Here is a 21,809-nt window from a genome sequence, read left to right on the forward strand (position 1 = left end):
CGAGAATAAAATGCCATGCATTTTATTCTAATTGCTTATGCAATAAGGAAATAACATGACCAATCGGTCATGTTATTTCTGCGCGGGTCCTTAGAGCTTTTTGCGCTGGGAATTGACAAACCGGGCAAAATCATTGATGTTTTTCACCGTAATGTGGTTGGAAGCTATTTCCAAACGCCGTTGGGCCGCAAAATGGTTTAAAATATCCCTGCCGCGGGAGGTATTGATGCCGGCCCAATGGGCAATATCATCGGTGGTGGTCTCGAAGGTCCGGCAGGCGCTGGTCTTATCAATGTCGATTTGCGTTTCATCCAGCATAAGAAACACATCGGCGATTTTAGCATGGTCGTCCTCCAGGGTGAGGGTCATGAACCGCCGTTTTGAGTCATATATCCGCTTGACTAACAGCTTGAGCAGCCGCAGGGCAATTTGGGGGTTTCCCTCCATCAGAATTTCAAAGTTTTTGCGGTTAAATTCCAACACCTTTACCACATCCAGGGCAATGGCCGTGGCGGATCGGGGGGAATTTTCCAGGAGCGACATTTCGCCGAACATTTCGGAGGGCTGTAAAATATCCAGGATTTTTTCAATATCCCCGATGAGTTTTACCAGCTCCACCCGGCCGGATTGGATAAAATAAAAGGTATACCCCGGCTCAAATTCGGCAAAGATCACCTCTCCCGGTTGAAAGATCCGGCTAAACCGGCTGAATGCTGCCATATCCATGTTAAGCCCCCAAAGCCTTGTTCGCCGTTTTTTCCTGGGACTCATCCTCTTTCTCACCGGAAAGGGAACGGGCCTTTTTGAAAAAGATCGCCGCCTGTTCCTTTTTACCGATTTTTTCATAGGACTGACCCATAAAAAAGAGGGTTTCCGCCAGTTTGGGATGTTTCGGATATCTGGTGATCATCGTAGTATAATATTGTATACAATCCCGGTATTTGGCGAGTAAAAAGAGGCAGCGGCCCAGTTCATAACTGCTTTTGATGGTATATTCGGGCTCGGCATCGGCCTGTACGATATTGTTAAAGGCGATATAGGCTTGCTGGTATTTTCTCTTGAGGATACGGTCCATGGCTTCATTATAAGCCGCGGCGGTGGCGGATATGTTTTTAGGCGCCTCCACCGGGGGCTTTACCCTGACGATCTCGGGCGGAGTACGGTGACTTGCGGAAGCCTTGCCGACAGCGGCAGCCCGTGCCTGGGATTCGGCAAGTTCAAGATTTTTCTCCGCCTGGTTCGCTTTTCTTCCCAAAGGGTAATGGGTAAGATACCGGTTAAACACGTATCTGGCCTGGGAGTATTGTTTGTTTCTAAGATAATATTCCCCGATGTTAAAGAGGCCCAATTCAGGGTCCGGCTGCTCCTTTTTTTCCATCACGCTGGAAACCTGTTGGTGGATCCGCCGTAACTGTTTGGAAAAGATCTTGAGCATCTTCATGATGATCCGGGTATTTGACAGGGCCAGGGATTCAAATTCGGGGACGGTAAAGGCCATGATCGTAGAATCCTGCAGGGCAATGGCATTTTCTTCCCGGGGGTAGTGGCCCAGGGTCGATTTTACCCCAAAAAATTCTCCCGGCTGTACAAAATCGTGGGTGTCTTCACCGGTTTCTATATCCTGATACACCAAATTTATCTGTCCCACCTTTAAAACAAAGATCTTATCCGCCATATCTCCCTGGAAATAGATAACTGAACCGGACCGGTACTGTAATGTTTTAGGCACGTGCTTTCCACCTATACCGTAGGCTCAAAGGGCAAAAAATCCAGGATTTTTTTAAAGCCTATCTTTTTTCGGGCTTCAAGATACAGCATCCCGGGATCGCCGATGACAAACATGGGCCGGTTTGCCACGGTAATACGGGAATACCCCTGGGGCAATTCCCCCCCGAATAAATCGATAAACCGCAGCTCCCCGTAGAGGGGTTTACCCGCCAGGGTAAGGAGTTCTATGTCTTCCATAGCGGCGGAAGCCAAATTTTCATAGGGGTCGTCTACATGGCCCCGTAACACCAGGATATCCGCCAGCTTCCCCTGTTCCAGGGTGCCAAGCTGATCCTGCATCCAGAAGGCTTTTGCGGCGTTGCGGGTAACCATTTCGAAGATCGTCTGGGCGGGCAGATCCTCGCCGTACAATTTGCGGTACAGGTCCCGGGCATAGTGGATCTCTTCAAAAAAGTTATAGGATCCGGTGGCGGCGGAATCGGTACCGATGGTTATATTCACCCCGGCCTGCAGTAATTTTCTGATTTTGCAGGTAACATTAAACATAAACATATTCGAGGCGGCGCACCAGGAAACACTGGCCCCGGCCCGGGCTATCCTGCGTATATCCTCATCGCTGAAGGCGACTCCATGGACCAACAGGCAATGGTTATCCAAAATTCCCATTTGTTCCAGAATTTTCACCCCGTCCATGGATTCCTCATCAAAGCCCTCCGCCAGATGGGTAATAAAGGGCCAGCCGTTTTTGACCGCCCGCTGGTGCTCCACCTCAACCCCATCGCCCCATTTAAGGTCATACGAAGAGACTTCATGGGCCAGACCGTAATCGAGGATGGCCCGGATCGGCAGCGTGGGCAAGATGGTTTTATTCAGGGCTTGGGGAAAATGGTCATTAACCGTGGTTACCCCGGAAAACAGATTTTTATAGGCGCTCAGGGTGTACAGTTCTTCCTTGGACAAACGGGAACGTTCGGTAAAGGTATCGGATGCTTTAAGATCATTATCCCAGGGGTACCAGGTTAGATAAAAAGTTCCCGGTTTAGGACCGACCCGGGGGAGGTAATTTCCCTGCAAATGGTCATGGGTATTGATAAGGGCGGGATACACAAAGGATTTCATCCCCAGATCCACGGTCAGGGCCTTATGGGCGGGAGCTATCCGTTCTCCGGAAACACCCAGGCTGCCCGCCTTGGGGGAACCTCCTGATGTTACCACGATACCATTTTTTAGAGAATAGTTAAACATCCGGAGCCGTCCTTTCTATATATCCTCATTTTACGGTTGAAAATCGGAACAGTCAACGATCTTTCCTCATCATCTTATATTTTCGGCATATTTACCCGTTTCTTAACCGGTCCCCTTCAAAATGCAGATTTGGTGACCGTAATTCTTAATGTAAAATAACTACGAACCACTCGAAAAAATACAGACTTTTGCTTCGATATCCTGAAATTAATACCCCATGTTACGCAGGAAGAATAGGATTAACCACGAACGGCACGAACACCACGAACTTTTTGTTCGAAATTTCCTCTTGTTCGTGAGGTCTGTGGTTAAATTTCATCTCTCCTTGGGTCCCGTACGTCACCTGAGTTAATACTTGAATTCTCTCTTTTGTTCGTGAGGTTTGTGTGGTTCGTGGTTCTTTTTTCTGTCCTTTGTTAAAACTAAGAATTGCTGATTTTTTGAAGCAGCCCCTTGGAAAAATACGGATACCGCCGTATGATAAACATGAAACTTTTATGATCGACCTGCATACCCATTCAAACGCCTCTGACGGCAGCTTAAGTCCCGCTGCCTTGATAAAATCAGCGGCGGATCAGGGACTTTCCGCCCTTGCTTTAACGGACCATGATACCATAAACGGTATTGAGGCCGCGCAGCAGGAGGCTTTGACCCAGGGGATCCGGTTTATTCCGGGGGTAGAGCTGGAAATTGCCCGGACCCAGGATATCCAGCAGGGGGATTTTCACCTCCTGGGCTTGGGGATAAACCGGCCCAGCAAGGCTTTTCTGGAGGCCCTGGCGGAATTGACTCGGCTGCGGGATGATCGGAACCTGAAGATCCTGGACTGTATGCGCGATCAGGGTATTCCGGTAACTTTGGAGGAGATACGGGCCCTGTCCGGGGGGGGGTCCATCGGAAGGCCCCATTTTGCCTCCTTCCTGGTAAATCGGGGGATTGTTAAAAACCGGGAACAGGCTTTTTCCCGGTTTTTGGCCAAGGGGAAGCCCTTTTTTATGCCCAAAGGGGCCCTGGAATTCCGCCGCGCCCTGGGGATCATCAAGGAATCCGGGGGGCTTGCCGTTCTGGCCCATCCCATGTCCCTCTATGTTTCCTGGGGCCGGCTTCCGGCCTTGATCCGGGAGCTTGCCGAACAGGGCCTTGACGGAATCGAAGCCTGGCATCCCACCGCAAAGGTCCAGGCGTGTAAACGGCTGGAGGCCTTGGGTCTATCCCTGGGCCTCTATATCACGGCGGGCAGCGATTTTCATGGGGAGGCCCGGCCCGACCGAAAATTGGGTATTACCGCGGGAGGCCGCAAGATAGAGAATTCCCTCCTGGAAAATATCCCTCCCCTCGCGTCCCGCTGCCTGGTAGATACTAAGGCACCAGTTTAGGCTTGGCGAAGCAAGCCCGGCGGGGAATTACGCCCCGCTCACTAACCTGTAGAGTCCGCGTCCACAGCCCGTAACCGGTCTGTTACCGCGGGGAATTCCAGAGCCGTGAGCGGGGCGTAATTCCCCGCCGGGCTTCGCCGGCATGGCTAAACTGCCGGGGGTCGGGGTGGGTAAGAGGCCTTCAGCCGAATTAGGCGGAGGGGGGGGCTTTACGCCCAACCTGTAGAGTCCGCGTCCACAGCTCTTTTCCGGGAGTTTAGGCCGGGCTTCGCCGGCACGGACCTAAACTGTCGGAGTGCCGGGGGGGTAAGAGGCCTTCAGCCGAATTGGGGGGGGGCTTGAGGAAGAACGAACCACTCCTAACTCCTCTCTCCTAACTTTTCTCCCTCCTTATTCTCCTTCGTGGTAAATTTTTTAAATTCTCTATGGGTATATTTAGTGTTTACACAGCCGGAGGTTTTTGGATTATACTATAGTAAAAGAGATGGACGATAAAAATTCAACCTGGTATACGGTAAAGCGGTTTCTCCTGATCATTGCCGGGGCGCTGCTGATGGCTTTTGATCTCAATACCTTTGTTCACGCGGGGGGGCTGGTCCCCGGAGGTTTTACCGGGTTGACCCTGCTGATCAAGGAATGCGCCCTCCGGTTCGGCGGCGTCAGCGTACCCTTCAGCATCATCCTCTTTGTCCTGAACGCCATACCGGCGGCGATCAGTTTTAAGTATATTGGGAAATGGTTCACCATCTATTCGGGGCTGATGGTGATCCTGACCGGTCTTTTTACGGACTGGATGCCTGCCATGTTTATCCAGGTTATCCAACTGCATGATGAGCTGCTCTCCGCGGTGTTCGGCGGCATCCTCAACGGGGCGGCGATTTGCCTCTGCCTCTATGCGGAGGCTACCAGCGGCGGTACCGACTTTATCGCCATCTTCATTTCGGAAAAATACCGGAAGGATGCCTGGAATTATATCTTTGCCGGGAACTGTGTCATCCTCCTCCTGGCGGCTTTCCTTTTTGAGCTTAACCGGGTCCTCTATTCGATCATTTTTCAGTTTACCACCACCATGACCTTGTCCGGAATGTACCGGGGCTACCAGCAGAGGACCCTGCTCATCATTACCGGCAAAAGCAGGGAGGTCTACGAGCTTATCCGGGAAATGACCAACCATGCCGCCACCTCTTTTTCCGGCATCGGCCGTTACGAAATGGCCGAACGGGAGATGCTCTATTCGGTCGTGTCCGCCGGGGAGGTGAATGCCCTGGTCGCGGCGATAAAAAGGCTCGATCCCGATGCCTTTATCAATGTGCTAAAAACCGAGCAGCTTAACGGACGATTTTATCAGCATCCCAAGGATTAGCCGCGGGAAATTCTGAAACCTAAAGGAGTAAACCATGCCCTACGTTCAAGTTACCATCGGACAGAAACTCAGCGTCCCCCAAAAGGAAAAGTTGAAAAACCAACTGGGCAGTCTTATTACCATCATCCCCGGGAAAACCGAACCGGACCTTATGGTGAGTATCCAGGACAGTTCCTCCCTCTACATGGGCGGGACCGAAGCGCCCGCGGTGTACATCGATCTGCGGGTCTACACCAAAACAGACGCGGAAGCCAAAAAACGCTTTACCCGGGAACTTTTTGACTATATCACTCGGGAATTTGGCATACCCGCCGCCCGTCAATATTTGACCATCGGCGAGTACGAACACTGGGGTTATGATGGGGAATTTCATTAGGGAGCCTTACCGCCATGCGGGGGGCTTGATAAACGAAGGCCCTGCTTCTGCTTGCAGGCGGCGGCAGGTAATGGTAATCTCCGGGGTTAAAAAACGTTAGTTTGGGGGAGGTCTCTACCCACAGGGGTAATTTTCTGATAAACTAATGAGTTAAAGGCCAAACTCCATAGGGGTGTATGTTGTGACCGGTTTCAAAAAAATAACGGCGTTTTCCCTATTTTTTGCCCTAAGCGCCGCTCTTTTTGCCCAGACAAATCCACGGCTTGGGATCCTGCCCTTTACCGGCGACAAGGACGGGGAAACCATTGCTTTGTTCTTTTCCTATGCCCCCGGACTGACCCGGTCTTTTACCGTTATCCCCCGGATCAGCACCATTGAGGCCATTACCCGGGAATCACCGTTCCACCAATCCACCGGCCTGACCGATGTAGATACCATCGCCCGATTAGGCCGTCCGTTTAATGTCGATTACGTAATGGCCGGTCATATCCAATCCCTGGGGGAGGATAACTTGATCCTGATCACCGTTTTCCAGGTGGGAAGATTCCGCTTGATCGCCGGGACCTATGGGATATATCACGATATAGAAGAGCTGCAGGAGATGATCCCCGATATGGTCCGGCAGTTGACGGCGACGAGCAAGAACAATGCCCCCTACTACACCCCCCGCCTGTCGATTTTGCCGGTGATGGTCCCTTCCGGAATTGACCGGGATGAGGCGAGACTTTTGATCCAGATTTTGAGCATGGAGCTTGCCAATTCCGGGCGTTATTCGGTCCAGCCCCGGGACAGCGCCCTTCAAACCATTATGACGGAACAACAGATCAAACATTCTGTTGCCGCCAATCCGGCGAACGTCAAAACCGTCGGCAGGGCCTTAAACGTCCAGCAGGTATTATCCAGTGATATCCGGTTTTTGGATGAAAACAAACTGTTTATTGCCTCCATTCTCAATACCTCGGATGCCAGTCAGCAGGCCGGCGGCGCCATAAGCTATCAATCCGTGGCCGATGGCATTGAGCTTATGCGGAAACTGGCGTCAACCCTGGGACCCGGTTCCCCGGACGCACCATCCGAGCCTGCTACAGAGCCTGCCGAACCATCTGTCGTGGAGGGGACTACCCCACCCCCCGCCGAGGAAGACGCCGACGTCCCGGTGTCTACCGAGCCCAGGCCGGTCGGTCGGTCCTCCGACATGATGATCCTGGTTAAGGGGGGAGGTTTCCGCATGGGCAGCAGGTACAGCAGGTCGGAAAGACCCGTCCACGAGGTAGAGATCAGTAGTTTTTATATAGGAAAAAATGAAGTGACCCAGGCGGAATGGGTGGAGATCATGGAGGATAATCCCAGCTATTTTAAGGGGGATCGCTTTCCGGTAGAGAATATAAGCTGGTACGATGCGGTGGAGTACTGCAATAAACGGAGCATAAAAGAAGGGCTGGTCCCGGCGTACCAGGGAAGCGGTGATGCCATAGTCTGCGATTTTACCGCCTCCGGTTACCGGCTGCCCACCGAAGCGGAATGGGAATATGCCGCCCGCTGGGGTAATAATACGGATCTCAGTTTGGTATACGACGGCAATCCGAATGTAAACAGTACGGGCTGGTTTACTATGAACAGCGGGGAAAGCAGCCGGACGGTGATGACCAAAAGGCCTAATGCCTTGGGATTGTATGATATGAGCGGGAATGTATATGAATGGTGCTGGGACTGGTATGAAAGTTATGCCGGTGGAAGGCAGCAAAATCCCCTGGGCCCGGCTTCGGGGACTTTCCGCGTTATCCGCGGCGGAAGCTGGCTTTCCACCGAAAACAGCCTGCGTCATACCAGCCGCGGCTGCGAGTCCCCCTCCATCCGGAACAGTTATATCGGCTTCCGTGTTGTCCGCCGCTGATTGCAAGGCAGTTAACCACGAACAAAGGAGAGAATTCAGGTATAAATTTCAGGATATCAAAGCAAAAAATCGTGGTTGTTTTAAGAGAATTTCACCACGAAGGCGTAAAGTAGACCGCTATGCAGTTAATTAAGTGAGAAAAAGGCAGTCGAAAATCGAGTAAAGTTGGTTAGTCAGAATTATTCCCCCTGTTCGTGGTTATTTTAAACTGAGAATTACGGAAAAATTAGTCGGGGGGGCCATATCACCGGACGGATGCTACCTCTTCCACGGTCAGATGCAGGCTTTGGGCAATTACCTCCACCGAAACGCCATAGCCCTTGAGGATCCGGGCCGATTCCAGCTTTTCCCGGTAGGCTTCCGCCTGTTTTTCCTCTCGTCCCTTTTCGGTGCCTATCTGGATACCTTCCTCTCGCCCCTCTTCCCATCCTTCCTCCCGGGCAAGCCGTTTGTCCTCTAAGACACTCTCTACCAATGCGTCAAACATCGTCTGGTACTCCTTCTTCCCCACATACTCCTTCACCGCCTCTATCTCCTCAGCCGGGACTTCCAGCCGTTCCAAGAGGACCGTGATCACATCCTTTACCAGTTTAACCATCCCCTCAGGAATATTCAATGCTATCCCTTCCCAGTAGTCTCCCGGTAATCCCTTCAGATCCTGCACTTTTTTCACCCGGGATACATCCAGTCTCACCGGTACGGAGAGAAATTGGTCGGGGGTCCTGGCGGCTGTACACTCATAGGGTCCCCCCGGAGGGTCCCCCCTATGAGTGTACACCGCCACCCCACCCCACCTTTTCCCCACCGTACCGGTAATTTTCTTAAGGGGTATCCCGGCTAAAAACTCAAAAGGTGCCCTGGGATACCTTTAACCGGAGAAGAGCGGGTCTTCTGTCGTCAAATGGACTGTTTGACGGTATCGGAGTCCCAGTTTTCGAGGAAGATGGGGAGGCGCCCAGGGGGGCACGCGGGAGCGTGTTGAGAGGATGATGGCGGCAGGGCGGGAGCCCCGAGAAAGGCCACCGTATGTGATGAAGGCTTCAGGGCGTAGCGGAGGAGGAAGTCGATAAAGAGGCGGTGGTCATCGAGGATGAGTTTAAAGCTGTTGTCTTTCGGTTTATGGATAGCCATGAAATACCTCCGGGAGTAATAAGGCACGGGGATGCAGGGTGCTTTAGTTTTTGGGAAAAAAATATAAAAAACGAGGAAAAAACAGCTAGGAGTGGGGAGCTAGGAGTGAGGAAATGTATTGTTGAACCGACCAATTTCATAACTCCTCTCTCCTCCCTTCTCACTCTCTTTTTCTTTTCAAAAAAAATGTTAAATTCCACAAACATACTTGACATAAAAGTTAGTCAATGCTATCTTCTTCAAGAAGTTTGATCCTATTAACAATGAGGGTTAATTGATGGCTAAAACATTGCCTCTGGTAATTATACTTTTTGTTGCGGTAATTTTTCCGCCGGTTTTTGCCGATGCCGGCTACTGGGAAGGAAAGGAACGCGAAGTCAGGCTCATCCTGACCGAAGCCTACTACCGCTATATATCGGGAGATGTCGATGCCGCCGTAGAGATGGTGGACACCGCGTTTTCCGAGTATCAAAAAATGGGCTTTGAAGAGCAGATCCGGACCGTTATCTCCCCGTCCCGGGTACAAAATATAGAAGAATGGTTTGAATATATAAAAACCATCATGCGGGAAGGCAAAAGCCAGGGGGAGGTACGGGAGAATCAGAACGAACTGCTCTACCTGCTGCGGGTTACCTCGAACCGGCTTGACGGCAAAGAGGAACCGCCGGCCTTGGCCCGGAACTGGGCCAAAACCGCCGAGGAAATGGCTGCGGTCCTGGCTAAGGCCAATGACTTCTACCTTTCCGGGGACCCCAAGGGGGCAAAGGATCAGGTGGATGTGGCCTACTTTCAGTTCTACGAGAAGGTCGGGTTTGAAAAGATCGTGATGAGCCGGATCTCCGGCGCCCGGGCGGCCCAGGTGGAATACCAGTTCAGCGCCATAAAAAAGGCCATAAACAACCAGGCGCCCCAGGAGGAAATTACCGCGGAGCTTGATACCCTGGCGACTTGGCTCCGGGAGGACGCTGCCCAGCTTGACGGCAGGGAGGAGAGCGCCATCGCGGTTTTCCTGGGTTCCCTGCTCATCATCGTCCGGGAAGGTTTTGAGGCTATCATCATCGTGGGGGCGATCATCGCCTACCTCCTCAAGAGCGGCAACAAGAAGCGTACCCGCCCGGTATATTGGGGGTCCCTCGTCGCCCTGGGGGTGAGCGTCATCATGGCCTGGATTTTGAACCGGATCACCAGCGTCGCCGGGGGGCAGAACCAGGAGATTATCGAAGGGGCCACCATGCTGCTGGCGGTGGTGGTGCTCTTCTACGTGAGCAACTGGATGGTGTCCAAGGCCGAGGCCGAGGCCTGGTCCGGCTATATCGAAAGCAAGGTCCAGGCATCGATTACCCGGGGGAGCATGTTTTCCCTGGCCTTTGCCGCTTTCCTCGCGGTTTTCCGGGAAGGGGCGGAGACGATCCTCTTTTACCAGGCCCTCCTGGCCAGTACCGAAACCTATATCAACATGATCTGGCTGGGTCTCGGGGTCGGGGTCGTTGCCTTGGTTATCATCTATATATTGATCCGGGTTTTGAGCATCCGCCTTCCCCTGAAACCTTTTTTCCTGGGAACCAGCGTCCTGCTCTTTGTCATGTCCATTACCTTTGTCGGTAACGGCATCAAAGAACTCCAGGAGGGGAATGTCATCGGCGTTACCCAAATTTCAGGGGTGACCTCCGATATTTTGGGGATCTATCCCACCCTGGAAACCCTGATCCCCCAGATCGTGCTGCTGGTGATCACCGTGATTACCTTCATCATCCAACTCAGGCGGGGAAAGGCGAAAGCGGCCGCGCCAAAAGCGGCCTAACAAATACAGCGGCCTTCCCCAAGCCCGACGGTTTCGGGAAGGCCCTAAACAATGGGAACAACTCAGGTCATAAGACCTGAGAGAAAAATATGTAGGAGGAGTGTACCATGAATATCAGAAAACTGATGGTACTTCTGTTGATTGTCCTGTGCGGCGTCTCTTTGTTTGCCGGCGGACAGCAGGGCGGAACCCGCCCTGAAAGTACGGTAACCCCCGGCGAAGCCGCCGGCTTTGAGGAATTCCCCTTGGGAGATGACTTTGAGCTGGGGCCCCTCAATGTGGCGGGGGTTTATTTCCAGCCCGTGGATATGCTTCCCGCTGCCGCGGGACTTCCCGCGTCCCAGTCGGACATGCATATGGAGGCGGATATTTCCGCCGCTGAAAACGATCTGGGCTATGGGGTGGGGGACTTTGTGCCCAACCTGACGGTCCTGTACGAGATCGTCAGATCCACCGGGGAAAAGGTGGAGGGCACGTTTATGCCCATGAACGCCAGCGACGGCCCCCACTACGGCGCCAACGTTAAATTGCCCGGTCCCGGCGGTCCCGGGACCTACACGGTGCGTTTCCTCATCCAGAACCCCGAAGCCCAGGGCTACGTGCTTCACGTGGATCAGGCAACCGGTGTTCCCGGCAGGTTCTGGGGCGCCCCTCTGGAAGCGAAGTGGACCGTAGACTACGCGGGCCCGGCCTGGTAAAAAAATAAGGCATGAGGGATGGGGAGCAAGGCATGCGGGACGGTTCCCCATGGCTTGCTGCTCATTTCCTCATCCTTTGTTTTTGTAGTTAGCGTCGTAAAGAAAGGGAATTATGTTAAGATATCTCATCCAGGTGATCGATCATTTATTGACCACTGGGATACTGACCGCCCTGCTGTGGGCGGTATTAGTTCAGGAAACCGGAGGAAGCGGAGAGAGACGGAAGATGCCGGCCCTTTGGGGCTGCGCCGCCGGTACGGGGGGGGCCCTGATAATCGCGGTATTGCGCCGGACCACCGCTCTTATCAGCCAGGGTTTTTTTAATCTCTGGGTTTTATCTTTCGCTATTATATTCGGAATTCTCCATATTCTGTTCTTATGGGAAGTAGTGCAAAAGCCCTTACGAAACCTGCCGTTTTTGCAAAAACGCCTTTCCCTGGCCGAAGCCATCCCCGGTTATATAAACGCCCTGTTCCCGGGGGCCCTGTTGTTTTATGCCCTGCCCACTATCTTTCTGTATCCCACGGAATTTGCCCTGGCCGATGAAAGCATATTCAGTACCGATTTTCTGTTTAAATTTATCGGTTTTATTGCGGGATTACTGGCGGTGATCCTCACCGTCCTTGCCCTGTATAAAACCGGTAAGGGCCTGTCCCCGAAGCGTTTAAAGGTGCTGCTCACCGCTGCCATCCTGGTTAATATGTGCCATCAACTGGTCGTCATCGTGCAATTCCTCCTGGCCCGGCGTATCATCCCCATGATCCGCTGGGTCTTCAGGCTCATTGTCGCGGCGGTTAATAACGATAGTGTTTTTTTCTATGGTCTTATGGGGATAAGCTTTTTGCTTCCCCTCACCCTGTTCATTACCGGTTTACGGACCCCCATTTCCGGGAAAAACCCCGCGGAACGCCGGAAGATCCGGGCGGGCCTCCGGACAAACCGGCGCTGGTGCCTTACGGTGGCGGTGGGCTTTGTTGTTTCGATTTTCAGCGTCACGGTGGTCAAGGCCTACACCGAACGGGGGGTAGAATTGTCCCCCGCCGAACCCATGACCATTGCCGGGGAGGAGATCCTCATCCCCATCCCCCAGGTGGAAGACGGCCACCTGCACCGTTTTGCCTATTACGCCTCGGACGGTACGGAGGTGCGTTTTATTGTGATTAAAAAAAATGAGATCGCCTACGGGGTGGGGCTTGACGCCTGCGATATCTGCGGCGCCACGGGATATTACGAACGGAAGGGCCAGGTGATCTGCCGGCTCTGCGATGTGGTGATGAATATTTCCACCATAGGCTTTAAGGGGGGCTGTAACCCGGTTCCCCTGGCCTACAGTCTCCGCAGCGGGAATATGGTGGTAGAGATAGCGAATTTGGAAAACGAAAAGGTCCGGTTCAAATAACGGGAGGGCTTCGATGTTTTGGAGATTGGTAAAGGGCGCGTTTTTTCGCCAGAAGGGCAAGATGCTTATGGTGGCTTTCACCATAGCCCTGGGGGCATCCCTGGCTACGGCCATGCTGAACGTCATGCTGGACGTGGGGGATAAGGTCAACCAGGAATTGAAAACCTACGGCGCCAACATTAACGTCATTCCCCGGGGAGCTTCCCTGTTGGATGATCTCTACGGGGTGGATGAAGGTTCCGGGGTATCGGATAAATATCTCAATGAAGATGAACTGGGAAATATCAAAACCATATTTTGGGCCTTTAATATCGTGGATTTTACGCCCTACCTTAATACCCGGGTCGCCCTTAACGGGCACGGGGATATCACGGCGGTGGGCACCTGGTTCAGCCACCATTTGGAACTCCCCACCGGGGAGGCCCTGGATACGGGAATGCGGAACATGAAAACCTGGTGGGATGTGGAGGGCAGCTGGCTGCGGGATGATGAAGAACCTGCCGTCATGGTGGGAAAAACCGTGGCGGACCAGTACCGGCTCCGCCTGGGGGATACCATTACCCTCCGGGGCCCGGTCCAAACCGGGGAATTTACGGTAACCGGCATCTTTTATGCCGGGGGAGATGAGGATGGGGCGATCTACCTCCCCCTGGCGGCCACCCAGAAACTTTCCGGCAGGCCGGGCCTGGTGAGCCGGGTAGAGGTGAGCGCCCTTACCACCCCGGACAACGAGCTTTCCCGCCGGGCCGCCCAGGACCCCCAGGGGCTTTCCATCAAGGAGTGGGAGACCTGGTACTGTACCGCCTATGTGAGCGCCATCTGTTATCAGATTGACGAGGTGATCACCGATGCGGTTTCCAAGCCCATCCGGCAGGTGGCGGAATCCGAAGGGGCCATTCTGGAAAAAACCCAGCTTCTGATGCTCCTCATCACCCTGTTAAGCCTGGCCGGTTCCGCCCTGGGGATATCCAACCTGGTTACCGCCAGCGTGATGGAACGGGCCGCGGAGATCGGGCTCCTCAAGGCGGTGGGGGCCTATGACGGCCCCATCAGCGCCCTGGTCCTCACGGAGATCGGCATCACGGGGATCCTGGGGGGCGCGGCCGGTTACTTTGCCGGTCTGGGTTTTGCCCGGATCATCGGGCAGTCGGTTTTTGGTTCCGCCATTGAAATTAAACCCCTGGTCATTCCCCTGGTGGCCGTATTGGTGTGCCTGGTTACCATGGCGGGGAGTATCCCTTCAATCCGGCTCCTCCTCTCCCTCAGGCCCGCGGAGGTGCTTCATGGACGGTAAAAAGCGGGGACAGCATGAATAAACAACGGTTCTACCTCAAGATGGTGGCCAGTTCCCTCCTCCGCCGGCGGTCCCGGATGATCGTGGCCCTTTTGGCGGTAGCCGTGGGGGCAACCATTCTCTCGGGACTCAGTACCATTTATTACGATATTCCCCGGCAAATGGGCCAGGAGTTCCGTTCCTATGGGACCAACTTTGTCCTGGTTCCCGCGGGGAACGAGGCCACCATCACCATGGACCGGGTCAGGGAAACCCTGGCCTACCTTCCCCAAAAGGACCTGGTGGGAGCCGCCCCCTACCGTTACCGGATGGTGAAGATAAACGAACAGCCCTTTATGGCGGCGGGAACCGAATTGCAGGAAGCCCGGAAGACCAGCCCCTATTGGCTGGTCCAGGGCCGTTGGCCCGAATCCCCCGGGGAAGCCCTGATCGGCCAGGAGGTGGCCGAGCGGATCCGCCTGCTGCCGGGGAGCGAATTTACCATTAACGGCACCGGAGCGGAGGGCAGAAAGATCACCGCCCCCGACGGTATCACCGAAGGCCGCCTGTTCCGGGTGTCCGGGGTGGTGCAGACCGGCGGCACCGAAGAGGCCTTCATCTTTCTGTCCCTCCAGGATTTTGACGACATGATAGGCGAGGGGGGCAGGATCGATGTGGTGGAGTGCAGCATTTCCGCCTCCGGCAGCGACCTGCAGGCCCTGGCCGACCGGATCAGCGCGGAGGTTTCCGGGGTAAGCCCCCGGCTGGTGAAACGGGTTACCGATTCCGAGGGGGCGGTGTTGACCAAGCTCCGGGCCCTGATCTACCTGGTCACGGTGATCGTCCTCCTCCTCATTATGATATGCGTGGCCACCACCATGATGGCGGTGGTGGCGGAACGGCGCAAAGAGATAGGACTGCGGAAGGCCCTGGGGGCGGCGAACTCCAGCCTCATCATTGAATTTTTGGGGGAAGGGATTTTCCTGGGCGCCATCGGGGGTATCCTGGGGGCGCTGTTCGGTTTTTTCTTTGCCCAGATGGTGAGTATCAACGTGTTCAGCCGGTCCATCGGGTTTAGACCCCTGGTGGCGCCCGCCACCATTCTGGTATCGGTGATCATCACCGCCCTGGCCTGCCTTATCCCGGTGCGGAGGGCGACCGATGTGGACCCCGCCATTGTGTTACGAGGAGAATGATATGGACCTATTGGAACTCAAGGGTATCTCGAAGGTGTACGGAAACCTCAAGGCCCTGCAAAACATAGACCTGACGGTGAAGCAGGGGGAATGGCTGGCAATTATGGGCCCCTCCGGTTCGGGAAAGACCACCATGATGAACATCATCGGCTGTATGGATAAACCCAGTTCCGGTTCGGTTTATTTAGATGGCCGGAATATTTCCCAGGAAAGCGCCCGGAATCTTACCACCCTGCGGCGGGATAAGATCGGCCTTATCTTTCAGCAGTTTCACCTGGTGAACTACCTGACCGCCCTGGAGAATGTGATGGTGGCCCAGTACTACCACAGTATGCCCGACGAGAAGGAAGCCCTGGAAGCCCTGGATCGGGTGGGCCTTGCCGACCGGGCCAAGCATCTGCCCAGCCAGCTTTCCGGCGGGGAACAGCAGCGGGTCTGCATAGCCCGGGCGCTGATCAACTATCCCATGCTTATCCTGGCGGATGAACCCACCGGAAATCTGGACGAGACCAATGAAAATATGGTCATTGCTATTTTTAAGAAGCTCCATGCCGAGGGCAGTACCATTATTGTGGTAACCCACGACCCGGAGGTGGCCGAGGACGCGGAGCGGACCGTGGTACTGGAACACGGACGGGTTGCCCGGATCTTGCAAAATAAGCAGCCGGGATAGGAGGAAAAGGTGAAAAAATGGTTCATGCTTTTTAGTTTGGCGCTGGGGCTGGTTTTTTCCGGCTGCGCCGGGGCAAACTATCAGGACGGGGTCTTTTCCGGCCGAAGCGGCGAGGACGATACCGGGGCCTGGGGAGAAGTAACGATCACCATCGAGGAGGGGCGGATTGCCGGGTGCCGGTTTATTACCCGGCAGAAGGACGGCACCGTCAAAGATGAAAACTACGGCAAGGTGAACGGGGAAATCTCCAACCGTGATTTTTACGACAAGGCCCAGCTTGCGGTGCGGGCCATGGCGCAATACGCCCGGCAGTACGAGGAGACCGGGGACATAAAAAAGGTCGACGCGGTGAGCGGCGCCACCATTGCCTATAACCAATTTTTGGAAGCCCTTGAAAATGCTCTGGGGCAGGCAAAAAAATGAGGTGAATAAATACAATCCCCCGGGCCGGGAAGATCGTCACCCCTTTCTTCGATCTTTTCGGCAAGCCCCTGATCCCCCCCATATATGGCCGGTTTCAGGGATTGAGGTTTTGTATTTGCCCGGGGGCGTCCGCGTCCCCGGGTTTTTTTAGGCGCTAGAAATTCCCCGGGTTACCCGGCAAGCCTTTGTAATACCTTTAATTCACGGCGCATGAAAAGTGCCGATATTATCACCGAAAGTACGTCTGATACGGGCATGGTGAGGAAAATCCCGTCCAGGCCGAGAAACAGGGGGAGGACGATCAGCAGGGGGATAAATATCAGGAGCTGCCGGGACATACCCAGGATCGTGCCCTGGATAGGTTTTCCCACGGCTTGAAAATAATTGGAAGTGATTATCTGAAAACCAATGAGGGGCAGGGCGGCGGTACATATCCTGATGGCGCGGACACACATCGTCCGGAGCTCACCCGCCGCCTGGGTAAAGATGGCGGTGAAAAATTGGGGGAAAAGCTGGAGCAGCAAAAACCCCGCGGTAAACATGGCGGTGCCCACTTTAATTGAAAGCCAATAGGCCTCCCGCACCCGGTGGTATTTTTTTGCCCCGTAGTTATAGCCGATGATGGGCTGGACCCCCTGATTAAGCCCCTGGAGGGGCATAAAAATTATCATGATGATACTGCCCACAATCCCCATGGTGGTTATGGCCACGTCTCCGCCGTAATAACTCAAGGAGCGGTTTTGAATGACATTGACCAATCCCATGGCCAGGGGCATGACACAGGGGGCAAGGCCGAGGGCCATGATGTCGAGGCTGAGCTTCAGGGTCAGTTTCATCTCCCGGATACGGAAGCGGAGGGCGGTAAAGCGGGAGTTAAAATAGGCCATCACAAACACAAAGGAGATAAACTGGGAGATAATAGTAGCCCATGCGGCGCCGGCTATCCCCAGGCCGAAAACAAAAATAAAGATGGGGTCCAGGATGATGTTTAATACCGCCCCGATGATCTGGGTAAGCATGGATGTTTTGGGATGCCCGTCGGATCGGATAAAATGGTTGATCCCCGGCCCCATGGCGCTGAAGATACCGCCGTAGAGGATGATCCGTAAATAGGTTTTTGCGTAGGGAAAAATCGCCTCGCTGGCCCCCAGGACATGGATGAGGATCTTATCAAGAAAGATAAAGGAGAAGAGGATTACCACCCCCGGTATCAGGAAAAGCAGGGCAAAGGCATGGCCCATGATCTTTTCCACCTCATGCCGGCGTCCTTCCCCCAGACGGATGGAAAACAGGGCGTTCGCCCCAACCCCGATTAATATGGACGACGCCATGAGCGTCATCATCAGGGGCATGACGATGGTTATCCCCGCTATACCCAGGGGATCGACCCCCTGGCCGATGTAGATTCGGTCCACGATATTATAAATGGTGTTAACCAACATACCCACCACCGCGGGTATAGAAAAATCAAACAACAATTTACCGATTTTTTCCGTTCCCAGCCGTTCGGTTGCTCTTAGTCTTTTTTCGGTCATGAAGTGCTATTTTTATGGGATTATCGATGCTTGTCAAGAGCGGATGGGGGCATTTTGTGAAAAATCGGTCCTTGACAAGGGTAATGAGGGTAATTATAGTAAATCGAGCTGGTTTCAGATTTGAAACTGCCAAGCCGTGGGGATCATGGGGACTTATGAAGGGGATTCCTTTTAGATAAGGTAACAGTATGGGAAAAACCTTAGCGGAAAAAATATTTGAAGCCCATGTCCGGGACCGGCCCTTTGCGGGGACCTGGGTATTGAATCTGGACGCGGTTTTTTGTCATGAAATAACCACCCCCATCGCGGTGAACGACCTGGTCAGCAAAAACCTGGACCGGGTGTTTGATCCCCGTAAGATCAAGGCGGTGATCGACCATGTAAGCCCCGCCAAGGACTCGAAAACCGCGGAACAGGGGAAGATCCTGCGGGATTGGGTACGCCGCCAGGGGATACCGGACTTCTTTGACATAGGCCGGAATGGGGTCTGCCATGCCATTTTCCCGGAAAAGGGCTTTGTCCGGCCGGGGTATACCATTATTATGGGTGACAGCCATACCTGTACCCATGGGGCGTTCGGGGCCTTTGCCGCCGGGGTGGGAACCACGGACCTGGAGGTGGGGATCCTCAAGGGGGTCTGCGCCTTTAAAAAACCCGCATCCCTCAGAATAAACCTGGAGGGGACCCTCCGGCCCGGCGTTACCCCCAAGGACGTGATCCTGGCCCTTATCGCCCGGATAGGGGTCGCCGGGGCCACCGACCAGGTGATGGAATTCCGGGGCCCCGCGGCCGAGGCCATGAGCATGGAGGGCCGGATGACGATCTGTAACATGGCTGTTGAAGCCGGGGCCACTTCCGGGGTATGTATGCCCGACATGGTCACGGTGGAATACCTGTGGCCCTTTGTCGGTCCCCGGGGGGACCAAACCTATACGGCCAAAGAAGCGGCCCTGGCGGACTTTGAAACATGGCGAAGCGATGAGGATGCGGTTTATGCGGGAACCGTGGACCTGGACTGTTCCGCCTTGGAGCCCTGCGCTACCGTCGGGTACAAGCCGGACCAGGTAAAAACCATCCGGGAACTCACCGGGACCAGGGTGGACCAGGTATACATCGGTTCCTGTACCAACGGCCGTATTGAGGACCTCCGGGCAGCGGCGGCGGTCCTGAAAGGCCGCAAGATAGCGGATACGGTCAGGGCCATTGTCTCCCCCGCCACCACCGCCGTATACGCGGAAGCCCTTAAAGAGGGCCTTATCCCGATCTTTTTGGAAGCCGGGTGCTGCGTGACCAATGCCACCTGCGGGGCCTGCCTGGGAATGTCCAACGGGGTCCTGGCCGATGGGGAGGTATGCGCCTCCACCACCAACCGCAACTTCTACGGCCGCATGGGGAAGGGCGGCATGGTCCACTTGATGAGCCCGGTTTCCGCCGCCGCCGCCGCCGTTGCCGGATATATCACCCGGGCGGAGGATCTGTAGTATGAAGACCTTTGGCGGTTCCGTGCTGTTTTTAGACCGAAGTGATATCAATACCGACGAGATCATCCCCGCGAAGTATTTGACTGAAAATTCCAAGGAAGCCCTCAAACCCTATATCCTGGAGGATCTAAAACTGAAGGGGTTTGATCCCCCCAGGGACATCCCCGGCAAGGGGGCCATCGTGACCCGGGCGAATTTCGGCTGCGGCAGTTCCCGGGAGCACGCCCCCTGGGTACTGGAGATGAACGGCATCAATCTGGTTATTGCCGAAAGCTTTGCCCGGATTTTCCGGCAAAATATGTACAACTGCGGGATGATCGCCGCGGAACTGCCCCCGGACATCCTGGAGGGAATCTTCCGGAAATTCGCGGGTAAGGAAACAACCCTGGGGGTGGATATTGAGGCCAATACCTTGACCTTTACATCCGTTGCAAGCGAAGAAACCGTTCCCTTTACCCTTAAAGATTTTGAACAGGCGCTGGTGGCATCAGGGGGCTGGGTGGAATACGCGGCCCTTCATTATTAATTGAGGAGTTTACTATGAATGGTTTGGTGATGCTCATTATTTCCGCGGTGGTTTTGCTGTTGGCCTATGTTTTTTACGGACGGTGGCTGGCGCGCAAGTGGGGAATTGATCCCCAAAAGAAAACTCCTGCCCATGAATTTCAGGATGGGGTGGACTATGTGCCCACCCCGCCGAGTATTGTTTTCGGCCACGAATTTGCCTCGATTGCCGGGGCAGGTCCGATTAACGGGCCGATTATCGCCGCCATGTTCGGCTGGGTACCGGTGCTGCTGTGGATCCTCATCGGCGGAATTTTCTTCGGCGCGGTCCAGGATTTTTCCGCCATCTATGCGTCGGTGAAAAACAAGGGAAAAACCATCGGTTATATTATCGAAACCTATATCGGCAAAACCGGGAAACGGCTCTTCCTGCTTTTTGTCTGGCTTTTTTCTATTTTAGTGGTCGCCGCCTTTGCCGATATTGTGGCGGGGACCTTTGGCGGTTTTAACGCCGAAGGGGCGCCGGTGGCCGCCAACGCCTCGGTAGCCACCACCTCCATTTTGTTCATCTTTGCGGCGGTGGGTCTGGGCTTCATCCTGAAAAAACACAGGCCCAACGGCTTGATCAGCGGGATCATCGCGGTGGCGCTCCTGGTACTCTGTATTGCCCTGGGCATCACCTTTCCCGTCTTTGTGCAAAAGAGTCTCTGGCTTTACTTTGTGTTTATCTATATTTTCATCGCCTCCGTAACGCCGGTATGGGCCCTGCTCCAGCCCCGGGATTATCTTAACTCTTTCCTGTTAATCGCCATGATCGCGGGGGCCTTTATCGGCATCGTCTTCTCGGCCCCGGCCATATCCATCCCCGCCTTTACCGGGTTTAACGTGAACGGGAATTACCTTTTCCCCGTGCTGTTTGTGACCGTTGCCTGCGGGGCGGTCTCCGGTTTTCACAGTCTGGTGGCGTCGGGAACCGCGTCCAAGCAGATCGATAACGAAAAACACATGCTGCCGATTTCCTTCGGCGCCATGCTCGTGGAAAGTTTCCTGGCGGTGATAGCCCTGATCACCGTGGGCGCCCTGGCGGTGGGGGGAAAACTCCCCGCGGGTACGCCGCCGGTGATCTTCGCCAGCGCCATTTCAGGCTTCCTCCTCAAACTGGGGCTCCCGGAAAACGTCACCTATACCCTGATCACCCTGGCGGTTTCCGCCTTCGCCCTCACCTCCCTGGACTCGGTTTCCCGGGTAGGCCGCCTTGCCTTTCAGGAACTCTTTTCCGAGGATCGGGCGGATGGCTCCCAAGCTTCGGGTGTTTCGGCGATCCTGGCGAACAAATATGTGGCTACCCTGCTCACCCTTTTTGTCGGTTATCTCCTGGCCATCCTGGGATATCAGAACATCTGGCCCCTTTTTGGTTCGGCCAACCAACTATTGGCGGCCCTGGCCCTAATTGCCTGCGCGGTCTTCCTGAAAAAAACCAAGCGCCAGGGATCTATGCTGTACGTGCCCATGTTCATCATGCTGGCGGTTACCTTTACCGCCCTGATCTTTACCATCCGGGACAAGGGCGGCAAATTGTTCAACAGTACCTTTAGCGTTGCCGCCGACGGCCTGCAGCTCGTCTTTGCCATCCTGCTCCTGGCCCTGGGCATCATGGTAGCGGTCTCCGGGGTTTCCAAACTCGGCGAAAAAGCTAAGCCGGTGAGGAGGTAA

20 protein-coding genes are annotated in these 21,809 nt (G+C 54.4%); 15 read left to right on the forward strand and 5 right to left on the reverse strand.

The window, feature by feature from the left end; translation table 11 throughout:
• Positions 1 to 90 precede the first annotated feature (90 nt).
• Genes LQZ21_RS08020 through LQZ21_RS08030 form a run of 3 tightly spaced genes read right to left on the reverse strand, consistent with a single transcriptional unit; the run spans position 91 to position 2,973 of the window.
• Positions 91 to 726, reverse strand: a complete 636-nt coding sequence (locus LQZ21_RS08020) for a Crp/Fnr family transcriptional regulator (protein WP_411043761.1) — start codon at positions 724 to 726, stop codon at positions 91 to 93.
• A gap of 1 nt (position 727) precedes the next feature.
• Complete coding sequence (locus LQZ21_RS08025) at positions 728 to 1,729, reverse strand: cyclic nucleotide-binding domain-containing protein (protein WP_411043762.1); 1,002 nt, start codon at positions 1,727 to 1,729, stop codon at positions 728 to 730.
• 11 nt (positions 1,730 to 1,740) lie between these two features.
• Positions 1,741 to 2,973 (reverse strand): amidohydrolase family protein, encoded by a 1,233-nt coding sequence (locus LQZ21_RS08030; protein WP_411043763.1) that lies wholly within the window; start codon positions 2,971 to 2,973, stop codon positions 1,741 to 1,743.
• A 497-nt stretch (positions 2,974 to 3,470) separates the two neighbouring features.
• Between LQZ21_RS08030 and LQZ21_RS08035 the strand changes: the two genes are divergently transcribed.
• The 4 genes from LQZ21_RS08035 (at position 3,471) to LQZ21_RS08050 (ending at position 7,982) form a co-directional block, all read left to right on the forward strand.
• Positions 3,471 to 4,349: a PHP domain-containing protein gene (locus LQZ21_RS08035; protein WP_411043764.1), complete on the forward strand. Its 879-nt coding sequence runs from the start codon at positions 3,471 to 3,473 to the stop codon at positions 4,347 to 4,349.
• 484 nt (positions 4,350 to 4,833) lie between these two features.
• Positions 4,834 to 5,712 (forward strand): YitT family protein, encoded by an 879-nt coding sequence (locus tag LQZ21_RS08040; RefSeq protein WP_411043765.1) that lies wholly within the window; start codon positions 4,834 to 4,836, stop codon positions 5,710 to 5,712.
• 34 nt (positions 5,713 to 5,746) lie between these two features.
• Positions 5,747 to 6,088: a phenylpyruvate tautomerase MIF-related protein gene (locus tag LQZ21_RS08045; RefSeq protein WP_411043766.1), complete on the forward strand. Its 342-nt coding sequence runs from the start codon at positions 5,747 to 5,749 to the stop codon at positions 6,086 to 6,088.
• Positions 6,089 to 6,269: 181 nt separating this feature from the next.
• A complete protein-coding gene (locus LQZ21_RS08050; RefSeq protein ID WP_411043767.1) occupies positions 6,270 to 7,982 on the forward strand; it encodes an SUMF1/EgtB/PvdO family nonheme iron enzyme in 1,713 nt (570 codons plus the stop codon).
• A 244-nt stretch (positions 7,983 to 8,226) separates the two neighbouring features.
• On the opposite strand, the gene LQZ21_RS08055 is transcribed toward LQZ21_RS08050, so the two are convergent.
• The gene (locus tag LQZ21_RS08055) at positions 8,227 to 8,766 is read right to left on the reverse strand and encodes a hypothetical protein (RefSeq protein ID WP_411043768.1); all 540 of its coding nucleotides are present in this window, start codon (positions 8,764 to 8,766) and stop codon (positions 8,227 to 8,229) included.
• Positions 8,767 to 9,059: 293 nt separating this feature from the next.
• On the opposite strand from LQZ21_RS08055, the gene LQZ21_RS08060 reads away from it, so the two are divergent.
• The 8 genes from LQZ21_RS08060 (at position 9,060) to LQZ21_RS08095 (ending at position 16,576) form a co-directional block, all read left to right on the forward strand.
• Positions 9,060 to 9,365, forward strand: a complete 306-nt coding sequence (locus LQZ21_RS08060; protein ID WP_411043769.1) for a hypothetical protein — start codon at positions 9,060 to 9,062, stop codon at positions 9,363 to 9,365.
• A 25-nt stretch (positions 9,366 to 9,390) separates the two neighbouring features.
• A complete protein-coding gene (locus tag LQZ21_RS08065) occupies positions 9,391 to 10,914 on the forward strand; it encodes an FTR1 family iron permease (RefSeq protein ID WP_411043770.1) in 1,524 nt (507 codons plus the stop codon).
• 107 nt (positions 10,915 to 11,021) lie between these two features.
• On the forward strand, positions 11,022 to 11,612 hold the full coding sequence (locus tag LQZ21_RS08070; protein WP_411043771.1) for an iron transporter: 591 nt from the start codon (positions 11,022 to 11,024) through the stop codon (positions 11,610 to 11,612).
• 112 nt (positions 11,613 to 11,724) lie between these two features.
• Entirely contained in the window at positions 11,725 to 13,011 is a 1,287-nt protein-coding gene (locus LQZ21_RS08075; protein ID WP_411043772.1) for a Fe-S-containing protein, read from the forward strand.
• A gap of 13 nt (positions 13,012 to 13,024) precedes the next feature.
• On the forward strand, positions 13,025 to 14,305 hold the full coding sequence (locus tag LQZ21_RS08080; RefSeq protein ID WP_411043773.1) for an ABC transporter permease: 1,281 nt from the start codon (positions 13,025 to 13,027) through the stop codon (positions 14,303 to 14,305).
• A 14-nt stretch (positions 14,306 to 14,319) separates the two neighbouring features.
• Complete coding sequence (locus tag LQZ21_RS08085; RefSeq protein ID WP_411043774.1) at positions 14,320 to 15,480, forward strand: ABC transporter permease; 1,161 nt, start codon at positions 14,320 to 14,322, stop codon at positions 15,478 to 15,480.
• 1 nt (position 15,481) lies between these two features.
• The gene (locus LQZ21_RS08090; RefSeq protein WP_411043775.1) at positions 15,482 to 16,153 is read left to right on the forward strand and encodes an ABC transporter ATP-binding protein; all 672 of its coding nucleotides are present in this window, start codon (positions 15,482 to 15,484) and stop codon (positions 16,151 to 16,153) included.
• 9 nt (positions 16,154 to 16,162) lie between these two features.
• The gene (locus tag LQZ21_RS08095; RefSeq protein WP_411043776.1) at positions 16,163 to 16,576 is read left to right on the forward strand and encodes an FMN-binding protein; all 414 of its coding nucleotides are present in this window, start codon (positions 16,163 to 16,165) and stop codon (positions 16,574 to 16,576) included.
• Between the two features lie 170 nt (positions 16,577 to 16,746).
• On the opposite strand, the gene LQZ21_RS08100 is transcribed toward LQZ21_RS08095, so the two are convergent.
• Positions 16,747 to 18,111: an MATE family efflux transporter gene (locus LQZ21_RS08100; protein WP_411043777.1), complete on the reverse strand. Its 1,365-nt coding sequence runs from the start codon at positions 18,109 to 18,111 to the stop codon at positions 16,747 to 16,749.
• Between the two features lie 188 nt (positions 18,112 to 18,299).
• On the opposite strand from LQZ21_RS08100, the gene LQZ21_RS08105 reads away from it, so the two are divergent.
• Genes LQZ21_RS08105 through LQZ21_RS08115 form a run of 3 tightly spaced genes read left to right on the forward strand, consistent with a single transcriptional unit; the run spans position 18,300 to position 21,809 of the window.
• Positions 18,300 to 19,592 (forward strand): 3-isopropylmalate dehydratase large subunit, encoded by a 1,293-nt coding sequence (locus tag LQZ21_RS08105; RefSeq protein WP_411043778.1) that lies wholly within the window; start codon positions 18,300 to 18,302, stop codon positions 19,590 to 19,592.
• Between the two features lies 1 nt (position 19,593).
• Positions 19,594 to 20,118 (forward strand): 3-isopropylmalate dehydratase small subunit, encoded by a 525-nt coding sequence (locus LQZ21_RS08110; protein WP_411043779.1) that lies wholly within the window; start codon positions 19,594 to 19,596, stop codon positions 20,116 to 20,118.
• 14 nt (positions 20,119 to 20,132) lie between these two features.
• The gene (locus LQZ21_RS08115) at positions 20,133 to 21,809 is read left to right on the forward strand and encodes a carbon starvation CstA family protein (RefSeq protein WP_411043780.1); all 1,677 of its coding nucleotides are present in this window, start codon (positions 20,133 to 20,135) and stop codon (positions 21,807 to 21,809) included.

It is taken from the genome of Treponema sp. TIM-1 (assembly GCF_046533115.1).
GTDB lineage: Bacteria > Spirochaetota > Spirochaetia > Treponematales > Breznakiellaceae > JAIRMO01.

Excerpts from the sequence above, each read along its gene's own strand:
- LQZ21_RS08105 (WP_411043778.1), top strand. The coding sequence starts at position 18,300 with ATGGGAAAAACCTTAGCGGAAAAAATATTTGAAGCCCATGTCCGGGAC.
- LQZ21_RS08085 (WP_411043774.1), top strand. The coding sequence starts at position 14,320 with ATGAATAAACAACGGTTCTACCTCAAGATGGTGGCCAGTTCCCTCCTC.
- LQZ21_RS08030 (WP_411043763.1), bottom strand. The coding sequence starts at position 2,973 with ATGTTTAACTATTCTCTAAAAAATGGTATCGTGGTAACATCAGGAGGT.
- LQZ21_RS08080 (WP_411043773.1), top strand. The coding sequence starts at position 13,025 with ATGTTTTGGAGATTGGTAAAGGGCGCGTTTTTTCGCCAGAAGGGCAAG.
- LQZ21_RS08020 (WP_411043761.1), bottom strand. The coding sequence starts at position 726 with ATGGATATGGCAGCATTCAGCCGGTTTAGCCGGATCTTTCAACCGGGA.
- LQZ21_RS08045 (WP_411043766.1), top strand. The coding sequence starts at position 5,747 with ATGCCCTACGTTCAAGTTACCATCGGACAGAAACTCAGCGTCCCCCAA.
- LQZ21_RS08070 (WP_411043771.1), top strand. The coding sequence starts at position 11,022 with ATGAATATCAGAAAACTGATGGTACTTCTGTTGATTGTCCTGTGCGGC.
- LQZ21_RS08065 (WP_411043770.1), top strand. The coding sequence starts at position 9,391 with ATGGCTAAAACATTGCCTCTGGTAATTATACTTTTTGTTGCGGTAATT.
- LQZ21_RS08090 (WP_411043775.1), top strand. The coding sequence starts at position 15,482 with ATGGACCTATTGGAACTCAAGGGTATCTCGAAGGTGTACGGAAACCTC.
- LQZ21_RS08075 (WP_411043772.1), top strand. The coding sequence starts at position 11,725 with ATGTTAAGATATCTCATCCAGGTGATCGATCATTTATTGACCACTGGG.
- LQZ21_RS08035 (WP_411043764.1), top strand. The coding sequence starts at position 3,471 with ATGATCGACCTGCATACCCATTCAAACGCCTCTGACGGCAGCTTAAGT.
- LQZ21_RS08040 (WP_411043765.1), top strand. The coding sequence starts at position 4,834 with ATGGACGATAAAAATTCAACCTGGTATACGGTAAAGCGGTTTCTCCTG.
- LQZ21_RS08115 (WP_411043780.1), top strand. The coding sequence starts at position 20,133 with ATGAATGGTTTGGTGATGCTCATTATTTCCGCGGTGGTTTTGCTGTTG.
- LQZ21_RS08110 (WP_411043779.1), top strand. The coding sequence starts at position 19,594 with ATGAAGACCTTTGGCGGTTCCGTGCTGTTTTTAGACCGAAGTGATATC.
- LQZ21_RS08100 (WP_411043777.1), bottom strand. The coding sequence starts at position 18,111 with ATGACCGAAAAAAGACTAAGAGCAACCGAACGGCTGGGAACGGAAAAA.